13 protein-coding genes are annotated in these 12,239 nt (G+C 69.1%); 8 read left to right on the forward strand and 5 right to left on the reverse strand.

What is annotated here, in order from left to right; genetic code table 11:
• Window positions 1-11 precede the first annotated feature (11 nt).
• The 4 genes from ACWEKS_RS35005 (at window position 12) to ACWEKS_RS35020 (ending at window position 4,110) form a co-directional block, all read left to right on the forward strand.
• Window positions 12-1,538: an amino acid permease gene (locus ACWEKS_RS35005; protein ID WP_452344073.1), complete on the forward strand. Its 1,527-nt coding sequence runs from the start codon at window positions 12-14 to the stop codon at window positions 1,536-1,538.
• A gap of 110 nt (window positions 1,539-1,648) precedes the next feature.
• Entirely contained in the window at window positions 1,649-2,131 is a 483-nt protein-coding gene (locus ACWEKS_RS35010; protein WP_354834347.1) for an adenosine-specific kinase, read from the forward strand.
• A gap of 140 nt (window positions 2,132-2,271) precedes the next feature.
• Complete coding sequence (locus ACWEKS_RS35015) at window positions 2,272-3,123, forward strand: thioesterase family protein (protein ID WP_452344118.1); 852 nt, start codon at window positions 2,272-2,274, stop codon at window positions 3,121-3,123.
• A gap of 33 nt (window positions 3,124-3,156) precedes the next feature.
• Window positions 3,157-4,110, forward strand: coding sequence for a LysR family transcriptional regulator (locus ACWEKS_RS35020; RefSeq protein ID WP_452344074.1), 954 nt, complete (start codon window positions 3,157-3,159; stop codon window positions 4,108-4,110).
• Here ACWEKS_RS35020 and ACWEKS_RS35025 read toward each other — a convergent pair.
• Complete coding sequence (locus ACWEKS_RS35025) at window positions 4,059-4,964, reverse strand: serine hydrolase (protein ID WP_452344075.1); 906 nt, start codon at window positions 4,962-4,964, stop codon at window positions 4,059-4,061. The genes ACWEKS_RS35020 and ACWEKS_RS35025 overlap by 52 nt on opposite strands.
• A 154-nt stretch (window positions 4,965-5,118) precedes the next feature.
• On the opposite strand from ACWEKS_RS35025, the gene ACWEKS_RS35030 reads away from it, so the two are divergent.
• Together ACWEKS_RS35030 and bla are read left to right on the forward strand one after the other, a co-directional pair.
• Window positions 5,119-6,897 (forward strand): penicillin-binding transpeptidase domain-containing protein, encoded by a 1,779-nt coding sequence (locus ACWEKS_RS35030; protein ID WP_452344076.1) that lies wholly within the window; start codon window positions 5,119-5,121, stop codon window positions 6,895-6,897.
• A 96-nt stretch (window positions 6,898-6,993) separates the two neighbouring features.
• A complete protein-coding gene (bla, locus tag ACWEKS_RS35035; protein ID WP_452344077.1) occupies window positions 6,994-7,902 on the forward strand; it encodes a class A beta-lactamase in 909 nt (302 codons plus the stop codon).
• A 27-nt stretch (window positions 7,903-7,929) separates the two neighbouring features.
• Here bla and ACWEKS_RS35040 read toward each other — a convergent pair whose 3' ends face one another.
• A complete protein-coding gene (locus ACWEKS_RS35040) occupies window positions 7,930-8,799 on the reverse strand; it encodes a hypothetical protein (RefSeq protein WP_452344078.1) in 870 nt (289 codons plus the stop codon).
• Between the two features lie 35 nt (window positions 8,800-8,834).
• Entirely contained in the window at window positions 8,835-9,701 is an 867-nt protein-coding gene (gene sigI, locus ACWEKS_RS35045; RefSeq protein WP_452344079.1) for an RNA polymerase sigma factor SigI, read from the reverse strand.
• A 16-nt stretch (window positions 9,702-9,717) separates the two neighbouring features.
• Between sigI and ACWEKS_RS35050 the strand changes: the two genes are divergently transcribed.
• Window positions 9,718-9,945, forward strand: a complete 228-nt coding sequence (locus ACWEKS_RS35050) for a hypothetical protein (protein WP_452344080.1) — start codon at window positions 9,718-9,720, stop codon at window positions 9,943-9,945.
• Between the two features lie 171 nt (window positions 9,946-10,116).
• Here the strand turns inward: ACWEKS_RS35050 and ACWEKS_RS35055 are convergent, their stop codons facing one another.
• Window positions 10,117-10,539: a helix-turn-helix domain-containing protein gene (locus ACWEKS_RS35055; protein ID WP_452344081.1), complete on the reverse strand. Its 423-nt coding sequence runs from the start codon at window positions 10,537-10,539 to the stop codon at window positions 10,117-10,119.
• Between the two features lie 86 nt (window positions 10,540-10,625).
• Here ACWEKS_RS35055 and ACWEKS_RS35060 point away from each other — a divergent pair, with 86 nt between their 5' ends.
• Window positions 10,626-11,459, forward strand: coding sequence for a class I SAM-dependent methyltransferase (locus ACWEKS_RS35060; RefSeq protein ID WP_452344082.1), 834 nt, complete (start codon window positions 10,626-10,628; stop codon window positions 11,457-11,459).
• 51 nt (window positions 11,460-11,510) lie between these two features.
• Here ACWEKS_RS35060 and ACWEKS_RS35065 read toward each other — a convergent pair whose 3' ends face one another.
• Entirely contained in the window at window positions 11,511-12,215 is a 705-nt protein-coding gene (locus ACWEKS_RS35065) for a hypothetical protein (RefSeq protein ID WP_452344083.1), read from the reverse strand.
• Between the last annotated feature and the right edge of the window lie 24 nt (window positions 12,216-12,239).

Consider the following 12,239-nt stretch of genomic DNA (forward strand, 5'->3'; position numbering starts at 1 on the left):
GGAGACGACAAGTGGCGTTCGCGAGCGGAGTGTTCCGCACCAAATCGGTCGAGCAGTCGATCCGGGATACCGATGAGCCGGATTCCAAGCTACGCAAGGATCTGACGGCGAGGGATCTCACCATCTTCGGTGTCGCGGTGGTCATCGGGGCGGGCATTTTCACGCTCACCGCCCGGACCGCGGGCACGGTCGCGGGACCCTCGGTCTCGCTGGCCTTCGTGTTCGCGGCCATCGCCTGCGGGCTGACGGCGTTGTGCTACGCCGAATTCGCCTCGACCGTGCCGGTGGCGGGCAGTGCGTACACGTTCGCGTACGCCACTTTCGGCGAGATCATCGCCTGGATCATCGGGTGGGACCTCATTCTCGAGTTCGCCCTTGCCGTTTCGGTGGTCGCCAAGGGGTGGTCGCAGTATCTCGGCGAGGTGCTCGGCAGCCTGGTGAATCCGGTCGCGCACGTCGGATCCATCTCGTTCGACTGGGGCGCGGTGGTCATCATCGCCATCGTCGGCGTGCTGCTGGCCACCGGCACCAAGCTGTCCTCGCGGGTCTCGGCCGTGGCGGTGGCCATCAAGCTGGCCGTGATCGCGCTCGTGCTGGTGGTCGGCGCCACCTACTTCAAGGCGTCCAACCTCAGCCCCTACATCCCGCCGTCGCAGCCCTCCGCGCAGGCCGGCGGCGTGCACCAGTCGCTGTTCTCCTTCCTGACCGGTTCCGGCGGAACGAGTTTCGGCTGGTACGGCCTGCTGGCCGCGGCCTCGCTGGTGTTCTTCGCCTTCGTCGGCTTCGACGTGGTCGCCACCACCGCCGAGGAGACCCGCAACCCGCAGCGTGATGTCCCGCGCGGCATCTTCGGCTCGCTGGCCATCGTGACGGTGCTCTACGTCGCCGTCTCGCTGATCCTCACCGGCATGGTCCCCTACACCGAGCTCGCGAGCGGAAACGCCACCCTGGCAACCGCTTTCGCCCTGCACGGTGCGACCTGGGTGAAGAACATCATCTCCATCGGCGCGCTCGCGGGCCTCTCCACGGTCGTCATGGTCATGTTCCTCGGCCAGACCCGCGTCCTGTTCGCCATGGCCCGCGACGGCCTGCTCCCCCGCAGCCTCGCCCACACCGGCAAGCACGGCACCCCCGTCCGCCTGACCGTCATCGTCGGCGTCGTCTGCGCCCTCCTGGCCGGTTTCGTCGACTTCGGCACCCTCGAGGAAATGGTCAATATCGGCACCCTCGTGGCCTTCGTCCTCGTCTCCCTCGGCGTGCCCATCCTCCGCCGCACCCGCCCCGACCTGAAGCGCGGCTTCCGCGTCCCGCTCGTCCCCGTCATCCCCATCCTCGCCGCGCTGGCCTGCCTCTGGCTGATGCTGAACCTTTCCATCGAAACCTGGCTCCGCTTCGTCATCTGGATGGTCCTCGGCGTCGTCATCTACTTCACCTACAGCCGCCGCCACTCCATCCTCGGCAAGCGGCAGGCCCCCGCAGCCGAATCCATCCCTGCCGCCGAATCGATCCCCGCCGCCGAACCCGACCCCGTCCCCTAACCTGGCCCGAACAAGATCAGGGAGCTGTCACCGTGGGAATTCGCCCGAATTCCCACCCCGACAGCTCCCTGATCTTGTTCCCCGGCCGCGTGACGAGGGACGATAGCCCGATGGAACTGACAGCGGTGCCCATCGAGAATCCCGATGAGCTCAATGTCATCATCGGGCAATCCCACTTCATCAAGACCGTCGAGGACATGCACGAAGCCCTCGTCGGCACCGGCCCGCAACTCCGCTTCGGGCTGGCCTTCTGCGAAGCCTCCGGCCCCCGCCTGATCCGCTGGTCCGGAAACGACGACGACCTCGTCGACCTCGCCACCAAGAACGCAACAGCCCTAGCCGCCGGCCACTCCTTCATCGTCTTCCTCCGCGACGGCTACCCCGTGAACGTCCTCAACGCGATCCGCCACATCCCCGAGCTCTGCACCATCTTCTGCGCCACCGCCAACCCCGTCGAAGTCCTCATAGCCGAAACCTCCCTCGGCCGCGGCATCATCGGCGTCGTCGACGGCGCACCGCCCCTCGGGATCGAAACCGAGACCGACCGCACCGACCGCCACCACCTCCTCCGCGCCATCGGCTACAAACTCTGACCCCACTACCTCGGGAATCGACCGCCGCTCGCGCGTTTCAACTGCGCCCGCGCTGCGTTCATCGCGGAGTGGAATCGGGTGTTTGTCGTACAGCGTCTAGTGGGTTGGACGTGGGCTGATACGTTGGCTGGGTGACGCAGATGCATGACGTGACAGTGGTGGAGCGGGCGGAGTTGGAGGAGGCGGGGACCAAGGCCTATTACATCGCGCAGGGGGTGGGGGATGAGGGGTTCGAGCGGTTTGGGGCTACTGGGTCGACGGTGAGTGTGTGGGCGGCTTCCATGCAGCATGGGGCGCCGCCTTCGGCGTTGCTGGCTCGGGCGGTGGAACGGTGTGCGCCTCGGGAGGGGGCGCGGGTTGCCCGGTTGACGATGGAGATTTTGGGGCCGGTGCCGGTGGGGGAGGTCGAGGTGCGGGCGTGGGTGGAGCGGCCGGGGCGGCGGGTCGAGTTGGTGGGGGCGGAGTTGGTGGCGACGCAGGCGGATGGGAGCCGGCGGGCGGTGGCCAAGGCTTCGGCGTGGCGGATTGCCACGTCGGACAGTTCGTCGGTGGTGCATACGGCCGACGCGCCGCTGCCGGCGGTGCCGGAGGCGTCCGAGATCGGGTGGGGCGTGCCGGACGGGTGGGATGTCGGGTATGTGAAGTCGGTGGACATCCGGGCGGTGGAGAGTGACGACGTCACCCGGCGGGTGTGGGTGCGGCCCCTGGTCGAGGTGGTCGAAGGGGAGGAGATCTCACCGCTGGTGCGGGTGTTCTCGGTGGCGGATGTGGCCAATGGGATTGGGGCGCAGCTGGATCCGTATCAGTGGACGTTCCTGAACACCGACCTGACGATCGACCTGTTCCGGCTACCGGAGGGCGAGTGGATCGGGCTCGCGGTGCAGACGTCGATCGGGCCGGACGGGGTCGGGATGTGCTCGACCGTGCTGCACGACGAGCGCGGGCCGATCGGGCGGTGCCTGCAGATTCTCGAGGTGCGCGCCCGGGCCTGACCCGGCGATAAGGAAACCGATATCGTCGGTCGGGTGGATCCGCTGCGTCAGTTGCGCTACTTCATCGCCGTGGCCGAGGAGTTGCACTTCGGCCGGGCGGCCGAGCGGCTGCGGATCGCCCAGCCGGCGCTGAGCCAGCGAATCCGCAAGCTGGAGACCGATATCGGGGCCCGGCTGCTGGAACGCGACAGCCGCCGGGTGGAGCTCACCGAGGCGGGACAGATCCTGCTGGTGGAGGCGCGGGACCTGATCGCACGCTGGGAGCGGGCGAAATCGCTGGTCGGCAAGGCGCATCGGGGTGAGATCGACGCACTGCGGGTGGGCGTGCCGCCCGAACTGGCGGGCCGCGTGCTGGCCGCCATCCTCACCGCGTTCGAGAGCCGCCAGGTGCGGGTCGACCTCCAGGAGCTGACCACCGCCGAACAGGTGCGGCTGCTGGCCGATCGGCAACTGGACGCGGGGCTGCTGCAATACCCGGTGGATGTGGTCGGCCTGGAATCGGGCCCGGCGGTGGAGACCCCGCTGGGCGTGGTGCTGCCGCGCGATTCCCCGCTGGCCGCGCGGGCGGCCCTCACCCTGGCCGATCTGGCCGGGCACGGACTGGTGATCTTCCCGCGCGCCGCCGCGCCCGGCCTCTACGACGCCACCCTGCGCACCTGCTGGGAGCACGGTTTCCGCCCCACCTCGGTGCAGCACGCGCGCAATCCCGAATTCGTGCTCGGCATGGTGCTTTCCGGCCGCGGCGTCGCCTTCGACCAGGGCCTGGTGGCGCAGAAGGAGCCGCGCGTGGTGTGGCGGCCACTGCCCGAGGGCACGCTGACCTGGCGGCTCGCCCTGACCTGGCCCGCCGCCGCCCCGCACCCGCTGGTCCGGGAACTCGCCGACCTCATCGTCGCGGTCGTGCAGGGTGACGGCGCGTCCCGACCGGCCCCGATTCAAGACAGGACGCAACGCCGGCCGTGGGATGTGGTCGCGGGTCGGCCGTGATCGATGCGCTCGACGGCCAGCCGCGCCGCCGCGCCGATCGCCCGATCGACCGCGGGCTGCCGCCCGGCCAGGCTGTGTGACACGGTGAATACCGCGACCGCGTACCGGCTGCCATCCGGATACCCGACCACCCCGATCTCATTGCGGATCCCGGGCAGCGTCCCGGTCTTGGACCAGATGTCCGTGCCCGGCGGAAACGCCGACGGCAGCCGATGCCCGTACACCTGCTGCCGCATCAGATCCCGCACGAACCGGCACGCCTCGGGCGAACCCGCGCGATCCTCGCCGATGAGCCACAGCAGCCGGGTCATATCCCGCGCGGTCCCGGCCGTGGTGCGCAGCGGATCCACCGCGCGCGAGCCGAACACCTCCGCCGCGCTGGATTCCGGGTAGCGCCGGGCGAATTCGTGCAGGTCACGCGCACCGATGTCCTCGGCCATGCTGTAGAGGATGTCGCGCAGCGCGCCCATGATCCGGGTGCCGGTGAGCCCGAGCTCGCGCGCCAGCGACCGCACATTCTCCACGCCGACCCGATCGAACAGCAGGTCGGCGGCGGTATTGTCACTCACGGTGAGCGCGAAGTAGGCGGCGTCGCGCAGGCTGAATTCGACATCGTCGTGGCAGCCCGCGGTGCCGACCCCGCCCAGCCGGTCCGCCGCCGTGGCCCGCACCCGATCGGCCGGATCGAGCTGCCCCGCCGCCACCTGCCGCGCGAACTCCAGCACCAGCGGCACTTTCACCACCGAGGACAACACCACCGGTTCGTCGGCGCCCCAGCCGAATTCGCCGTCACAGTCGAAACAACGGGCATGCACCCGGCCCTCGACACCGGCCGTCCGGAAGATCTCGTCCACTCCTCCAGCATTCCCGGTGCCCCGATCGGCCCGTCAACCGCCCGTGACGCCGCCGCTCGACACCCCGCACGCTGCGACGATATCGATTGCTATATCGGTTCCCATCCGTGTTGGTCTTGGACAGCCACCGGTGATCCATGTTGGGGTGGCTGTCATGGCAGAGTTCAGCAGGAAGGCCCTCACCGGTGTCTGCGCCGCGGCCATGCTGGTCACGGCGACGGCATGCTCCGGATCGGATGCCACGTCCGGACTGTCCAAGACGGTCGACGGCTTCGCGGACGCTCTGAACCGCGACGACGTACCGGCGGCCGCCAACGCCACCAGTGACCCGGCCAAGGCCTCCGCCGCGCTCGGCCCGCTCTACGACAGCCTGGGCAAGCAGGTGCATTTCGCGGCGAGCAAGGTCGAGAAGACCGACGACGGCGGCACCTTCACGCTGGCCGCCACTTGGAAGCTGGGCAAGGACGGCACGAACGAGTGGACGTACACCACCTCGGGCCGGGCCACGCAGTCCGGCGGCGACTGGAAGATCCGGTGGGATCCCGCGACCGTCGCGCCCGGCCTCGATGTCGGCCCGCTGTCCTACAGCCTCGTCTACCCCAACCCCGCCAAGGTCCTCGACAGCGCCGGCGGCGATCTGCTCACCCAGCAGGTGGTGACGCTGGTCAACGTCGCGCCCGGAGCCGATCCGGCGGCCGTCGCGGCAGCCCTGCAACCGGTCGCACCGGATGTCACGGCCGCGAGCCTGCAATCGGATCTGGCCGCGGCCCAGGGCAAACCGATCACGGCGGTCACCCTGCGCGAATCCGATTACGCCACCGTCCAAGCCGCCCTCACGAAGCTCGCAAATGTGACCACTACCCAGCAGACCCGGCTGCTGGCCGTGGACAAGGCCCTGTCCTCCCCGACCTTCTCGGGCCTCTCCGACCTGTGGCAGCAGCAGGCCGACGCCGCCGCCGGCTGGGCCGTGCGCGCCCAGGGCAGTGACGGCACGCAGCGGGTGGGCGGCCCGGATCCCAAGCCGGTCACCGATATTCACACCACCCTCGATATCGGTTTGCAGCGGGCCGCAGAGGCCGCGCTGGCTCCGATCACCACTCCGGCGGCCATTGTCGCGGTGCAACCGTCGACCGGAAATGTGCTGGCCATGGCACAGAACGCGGCCGGTGACGCGCAGGGACCGATCGGGCTGACCGGGCTGTACCCGCCGGGCTCGACCTTCAAGACGGTCACCGTCTCGGCCGCGCTGCAGGCCGGCCAGGTCACTCCCGACTCCATGGTCGCCTGCCCCGGCAAGGAGAACATCGAGGGCCGGGAGATCCCCAATGACAACAACTTCGACCTCGGCCAGGTGCCGCTGCACACCGCCTTCGCCAAGTCCTGCAACACCACCATGGGCCGGCTGGCGGTCCAGCTCGCACCGGACGGGCTGACCAATGCCGCCGCACAGCTCGGGCTCGGCATCGACTATGTGACGCCCGGACTGACCACCGTCACCGGCAAGGTGCCCACCGCCGACACGCCCGCACTGCGGGTGGAGGAGGGCATCGGGCAGGGCAAGGTGACCGCCTCACCGTTCGGCATGGCGCTGCTGGCCGGCGCGCTGGCGCAGGGCACGGTCCAACCGCCGACGGTGGTCCAGGGCCAGCCCGGCAAGCCCGACAGGCAGCCGCCCGCGCTGCCGCCGGGGATTGCCGATCAGGTGAAATCCATGATGCGGGAAACGATTACGGGCGGCACCGCCACGGAACTGCGTGATATTCCCGGTCTGCTCGGCAAGACCGGCACCGCCGAGTACATCGACGACAAGCACGCGCACGGCTGGTTCGTCGGCATCGACGGGGATCTCGCGTTCGCCGTCTTCATCAGTGACGCGGGCAGCTCCGAGCCCGCCGTGCAGGCCGCGGGCCGCATGCTGCGCGCCCCGCACTGACTCCCCCGACACCGATTCCGTTTCCCCACGACACCAATTCCGTACGGCGCGAGCCGAATACACCTTCAGCACTCGAAACAGATTGAGAGGCTTGTTTTGTCGACCCTGAAATACCATGCGCTGATTTCGCTCCTCTTGCTGGCGCCGCTCGCCGCCGGCTGCACGTCGGCGACGAAAAGCGGATCCGCCCCGAGCAATTCCACCTCGATCACCAGCACCGACACGGCGATCGAGACGCTCGAGCGCGACCACGGAGCCCGCGCGGGTGTATTCGTCACCGACACCGGCACCGGGAAATCCTTCGGCCATCGCCAGGACGAGCGCTTCGGCTTCGACTCGACGTTCAAGGGTCTGGCCTGCGGCGCGCTCTTGCACGCGCACCCACTCGCCAGCGGATTCCTGGACCAGGTCATCCATTTCACCGCCGACGACGTGATCGGCGGCAGCGCCATCAGCAAGACCCGGGTCGACTCCGGCATGACGGTGCGCGAGCTCTGCCACGCGGCCATCACGATCAGCGACAATACGGCGGGCAACCAGGTGCTGAAGCTGATCGGCGGCCCGGAGGGTCTCAATACCTTCCTGCGGTCGATCGGCGATCAGGTCACCCACATGGATCGCTGGGAACCGGACCTGAACTCCAATATCCCAGGCGACCAACGCGATACCAGCACCCCTGCCGCCCTGGCCGCCGACTATCGCGCCCTGGTGCTGGGTGACGCGCTCGCGGCACCCGAGCGTGCCCAGCTCACCGACTGGCTGCTGGCCACCACCACCGGCAAGGAACGCATCCGGGCCGGAGTCCCCGCCGACTGGAAGACCGCCGACAAGACCGGCACCAGCGACGGCTACGGAGCAGCCAACGACGTCGCCATCACCTGGCCCGCAGGCAGTTCCGCACCGCTGGTCATCGCCGTCCTGACCGACAAACCGGAGCAGACCGCCACTCCGGACAGTTCGCTGGTCGCAGCCGTCACCAAGGCGGCCGTCGGGGCCGTCCGCTAGCCCCGCGGGCCCGGCAGCCGCCGCGGGTCAGGGCTGCCGGGTCGAGCTGCCGCTGGCGAGGAAGGACGAATCGCCGTGCGGGTCGGTGCTGTTCATGATGGAGATCAGGTGTGTGCCATCGCTGGCCATCGACCAGAACGACATGGTGACGGTGCCGCCGGGGGTTCGGCAGGTCTGGCCGGCGGGTGCGAGTTCGGCGGTGTTGCCGTGGGCGTCCAGGGTCCACGAGCAGCCGTCGCCGGTGTGGGCGGTCAGCGGTCCGGCACTCGAATCGATCTGCACCACACCTGTTTTCGGCTGATATCCCGGGGACGTGAGGTTGTTCAGGTAGGCGAGATTCACGGGGTCGTACGCCCAGGAGCCGGTGAACAACCGTGCCGCGTCTCCCGGATCGGCGGCGTCGGCTCTGGTCCGCCTGCCGTTGGCGAGTTCGAAATCGAAAGTGCCGTACGGGAGATAGCTGTTGGCGCGGATCACCTCCTGCTCACGCCCGTCGCGCACGGTGACGTGCCAGTAGTAGATGTTGTAGCCCGAGCCGATCACCGAGTTGAAGCAGTACTGGTCGGTGCTGGTCAGATCCAGGGCGTCGCCGTTCACCCGGAAGTGCCATGTGCAGCCCTGATCGGTGTGGCCGGTGATGTCCCCATCCGCACTCCTCGCGAACTCCACCGTCCCGACCTGTGGAAATGTCAGCAGCTCGAGGCCGAACTGCCCGACCGAGGCGATATCGGCGGCATCCGCGCGGTTGGGCTGGTCGTAGTTCCAGACGCCGAGGTACCGGTCCGCATCGGCCGCCCGATCGGCGTGCGCGGCCGGCGCGCTCCAGGTCAGCATCATCCCGAACAGTGCCGCTACCGCGAGTTTTCCGTGTCGTGCACGAAACCTGTTGTGAGTCATGAATTCAAGACGGGACGCCCGCCCGGAAAGTTACCTCACACATCCACCGTCGCCTCGATGCTCACGATCCGATCGCCCGCAATGGTCAGCACGAGCACGCCGAACAGCTCCCGGTCCCGATAGGCCAGCAGGGCGGGCCGCCCGAACGCCGAATGCGTGACCAGCGTGACCCCGGGCCCCCAGAACGCGATCATATTGGCGGCCACCGTCTCCGGCCCGCGGCTCGGCCGCGCCACGATCGGCGAGTCCGGCCGGAACGACGCGATGCCCCAGACCTCCGGATCCAGTACCGCCAGCAATTCGTCCAGATCCCCACCGGCACAGGCGGCGATGAACCGCTCGGTCACCGCGCGGTGCTCGGCCGGGGCCACCGGGCCGTCGGGCCGCCGCGCCTCCGACATCTTGATCCGTGCCCGGCGCGCCAGCTGCCGGCAGGTGCCGACCGGACGCCCGACGGTGTCGGCGACCAGCTCGAACGGCACCGCGAACACATCGTGCAGGATCAGCACCACCCGCTCGGCGGGTGCGAGGCGTTGCAGCATGCGGTACAGCGCCAGCTGCACCTCCTCGTCGAGGGTGATGCGGTCGACCGGGTCGAGAGGCACAGCATGTGCGACCGGTGTCTCGGCCTCCAGCTGCCCCGGATCCCCGGCCTGCTCGCGACGCGCTCGCGCACTGCGCAATTCGTCGAGACACAGGCGGCTGGTGACGACGGTCAGCCAGGCGCGCTCGTCGCTCACCTCACCGGGTCGCATGCGGGCCAGCCGGGTGAACGCCTCCTGCGCGGCGTCCTCGGCCGCGCCGATATCGCCCAGTAGCCGGAAGGCCAGGTCCACCACGTACGCGCGATGCCGCCGCCAGGCTCCGGCGAACGCGTCGTCCGGCCGGTCTTCGGTGCTCATACCCATATGACGGGACATGCCCGCCGAAAGTTACCGGCCCCCGGAAACATTGAGCGGCGATCGCGCGGGCCAGTTCCGGTGCGGCGGCATCGTTCAGCCGCCCGCCGGCCCAGGAGAACAGGGCGCTGAAGGTGAGCCCGCCGGCGGCGAGCGCACCGCCGATGGTGGCGATGGACGGACCGCGCAGTACCCGCTGGATCAGCCCGGCGGCAATGGCCAGCGGCGCGGCGGACAACACCAGTAACAGCGCTCCGACATCGATGAGCCCGGCATGCGCGGTGGTGTAGGCCTGTCCGGGCTGCTGGTTGGCCTGGCCGCCGACCATGGACTGGCCCCGGGCGTGCATCCGGGCTACCAGACGGAGTGACGCCCGCGTGCCGTGGGATCGCTCAGATGCCGTGCGGCACAGCGGTTGTCACGGAGTCAGCGCGTCGATGGCGGCGATCCGGCCCGCCATGACCTCGCGCAGCAGGTGCCGGAAGGTCGGGCATTCCGCGTGACTCGGGGCCGGGCAGGCGGCGGCGTGCCGCAGGCCGTCGCGCACGGCGGTCAATTGCGTGATGGTGCGGTCCAATTCGTCCGCCTTGCCGAGGAGCACGGCACGGTCCACGCGCAGGTCGCCCTGGGGACCGAAGGCGACGACAATGTCGTCGAGGGAGAAACCGGCGGTGCGGCCCAGCGCGATCAGGGCCAGCTGTTCCAGCACGGATTCGTCGAACTGACGGCGGAGCCCACGCCGGCCGTTCGAGGCGATCAGGCCCCGCTCTTCGTAGTAGCGCAGTGTCGAGGCCGGGACGCCCGATCGGCGAACGACCTCGGCGATATCCAGACTGCTCACGGGATCACCTCGGAGCTTGACCTCCAGCCGACTTGAATTGGGACAGTGTAGCTCTCCGGCCCGTCCACCGACGAAGGACAGCGACCATGACGACACCGCTCGACAATGACCAATCCGCCCGCTGGAACGGCGCTTCCGGCAATGCCTGGGTCGACGCCCAGGACCTCATCGCCCAGGTGATGCAACCGCTCCAGGACATCCTGGTGACACTGGCGCGCGACACCGGAGCCCGGGACGTCCTCGACGTCGGCTGCGGCACCGGCGGCACCACCCTCGCCCTCGCACGGGAAACCGGCGCGCACTGCACCGGCGTCGACATCGCCGAACCGATGATCGCGGCCGCCCGCGCCAACGCAGAGCGAGCAGGCCTGCCCGTCGACTTCATTCGCGCCGACGCCCAGACCCAGCCCTTCGAGGCCGCCGCCTACGACTTCATCACCTCCCGGTTCGGGGTGATGTTCTTCGCCGACCCGGTCGCCGCCTTCACCAACCTACGCCGCGCCACCCGGCCCGGCGGCCGGCTCGGGTGCATCGTCTGGCGCGATCCGGAGGCGAATCCGTTCTTCACCGCGGCCGAACGCGCCGCGGCGCCGCTGCTGTCGAATCTCGAACCCCGAATCCCCGGTTCACCAGGCCAATTCGCCCTCGCCGACCACGATCACGTGGCCGGGATGCTGGCGGCGAGCGGCTGGGCCGATATCGGCATCCGCCCGCTCGATGTCGACTGTGTCATGCCCGAACCTGCGCTCGTCGGTTACCTCTCGCGGCTGGGACCCGTCGGCCTGGCGCTGCTCGAGGTGGACGAAGCCACCCGGCAGCGGGTCATCGAGACCGTGCGGGCGGCCTTCGAACCCTTCGTGCACGGCGACGAGGCCCGCTTCACCGCCGCATGCTGGCTGCTCGACGCCCGGGCTCGCTGACCGGCCGCGACAGCTCCCTGACGCGGCCGGACCTCCGGAAACTGCCGGATCTCATCGCACTTCGCTGAGCAGCCACTGGTCGCGGGGCGTGCGGCGGCGCTCGCGGCGGCTGCCGACCCGGGGCCGCATGGTGTACTGCGCGGGCTTGCTCTCCGCGGTCAGCTGGTGCCAGCCACTGCCGCCATTGATGTCGAACACGCCGATGTATCCGCCGGGCAGCAGCTGGAACGGCGCGGTGATGTGGTTGCCGTAGTCGAACCGGGTGCTGCCCGCCTTGCGGAAGTTCTCGAACCAGGCGGGAAACACGAAGTCCGACACCTGGATTCCATTGATCGCGTACCCGTACTGGTCCGCCTCACAGGCGTCGGCGACCTCGTAGGCGTAGATGCGTCCGGCGGTGGCGCTGGAGAACACGTAGGCGGCCAGGTTGATATCGGGGTCACCGAGCATCTCCAGCAGCTCGTGGCTGGCCGTGACCGTCCACTGCAGGCCGGCATCGATGTCGCTGCGCGCGAACACCTTTCCCATCGGCAGACCCTCATTGGTGAGGTCGTGATAGCCGAGCGCCCCGGCCTGATCGGAGTCGTCGGAGACCACCAGCCACCAGGCGCCGGCCGGAGGCTGTGCGCCGGTCGCCACGAAACTCAGGTCGGCGTCACTCCCCCACGCCGGGGCCCAATCCCGGTGCACCTGCGTCTGCAATGCCGGGACCACGGCAGAAACCTGCGCGTCGGTCAGTACGGTACTGCGGTTCAACACGGCAATATGTATGGCAGACAT

It is taken from the genome of Nocardia sp. NPDC004711 (genome assembly GCF_053601595.1).

Bases quoted from the DNA above. Each gene is read 5' to 3' on its own strand.
- ACWEKS_RS35010 (WP_354834347.1), top strand. From the start codon at position 1,649: ATGGAACTGACAGCGGTGCCCATCGAGAATCCCGATGAGCTCAATGTC.
- ACWEKS_RS35015 (WP_452344118.1), top strand. From the start codon at position 2,272: ATGCATGACGTGACAGTGGTGGAGCGGGCGGAGTTGGAGGAGGCGGGG.
- ACWEKS_RS35030 (WP_452344076.1), top strand. From the start codon at position 5,119: ATGGCAGAGTTCAGCAGGAAGGCCCTCACCGGTGTCTGCGCCGCGGCC.
- ACWEKS_RS35040 (WP_452344078.1), bottom strand. From the start codon at position 8,799: ATGACTCACAACAGGTTTCGTGCACGACACGGAAAACTCGCGGTAGCG.
- sigI (WP_452344079.1), bottom strand. From the start codon at position 9,701: ATGAGCACCGAAGACCGGCCGGACGACGCGTTCGCCGGAGCCTGGCGG.
- ACWEKS_RS35050 (WP_452344080.1), top strand. From the start codon at position 9,718: ATGCCCGCCGAAAGTTACCGGCCCCCGGAAACATTGAGCGGCGATCGC.
- ACWEKS_RS35060 (WP_452344082.1), top strand. From the start codon at position 10,626: ATGACGACACCGCTCGACAATGACCAATCCGCCCGCTGGAACGGCGCT.